Below are 827 nucleotides of genomic sequence, written 5' to 3'. Positions count from 1 at the left end.
GCTGAAAACAGGTAGAACAAAGCGGAGGTCGTATTCATTGTTGTCTCGCGCAAGCCGCCGGTCAGCGGTATTTCGCGTCAGCCTCCTTGTTGGCGGCGATCTCTTTTTCGTAGCGATCGCCGACGGCCAGCAGCATGTCCTTCGTGAAGTACAGGTCGCCGCGCTTTTCGCCGTGGTATTCGAAGATGTGGGTTTCGACGATCGAGTCGACCGGGCAGCTTTCTTCGCAGAAGCCGCAGAAGATGCACTTGGTCAGGTCGATGTCGTAGCGCGTGGTGCGGCGCGAGCCGTCGGCGCGCACGTCCGATTCGATCGTGATCGCCAGCGCCGGGCAGACGGCCTCGCACAGCTTGCAGGCGATGCAGCGCTCTTCGCCGTTTTCATAGCGGCGCAGCGCGTGCAGGCCACGGAAGCGCGGCGACAGCGGCGTTTTCTCTTCCGGGAACTGCACCGTGATGGTGGGCGACAGGAAGTGACGGCCGGTGAGCATCAGGCCCTTCCACAACTCCGTCAGCAGGAAGCTGGAGAAAAGGTCTTTGAGGGAAGCGACGGTAGACATAGTGTGTGCGACCTCGCCTTAGGGCCAGATGTTGAACGGCGACTGGATCCACAGACCCACGACGACCAGCCACACCAACGTGACGGGGATGAAGATCTTCCAGCCCAGACGCATGATCTGGTCGTAGCGGTAGCGGGGGAACGTGGCGCGCACCCAGAGGAACATCGTGACGACCACGAAGACCTTGATGGCGAGCCAGATCCAGCCAGGGATGAAGCTCAGGAAAGCGAACGGGCTCAGCCAGCCACCCAGGAACATCAACACGCAC

The 827-nt window shown here is 61.1% G+C and carries 2 protein-coding genes; both read right to left on the bottom strand.

Translation table 11 applies throughout. The features are described 5' to 3' along the window. Positions 1 to 61: 61 nt before the first annotated feature. A complete protein-coding gene (gene nuoI / locus AC1DYI_RS37235; protein ID WP_329721380.1) occupies positions 62 to 559 on the bottom strand; it encodes an NADH-quinone oxidoreductase subunit NuoI in 498 nt (165 codons plus the stop codon). Between the two features lie 18 nt (positions 560 to 577). Then, positions 578 to 827, bottom strand: a 250-nt coding sequence (locus AC1DYI_RS37230) for an NADH-quinone oxidoreductase subunit H (RefSeq protein ID WP_477209086.1), incomplete at its 5' end; no start/stop codon positions are given.

The sequence above is a fragment of the Ideonella sp. P3_A4 genome, assembly GCF_056403075.1.
This window is presented reverse-complemented; position numbering and strand designations above follow the sequence as displayed.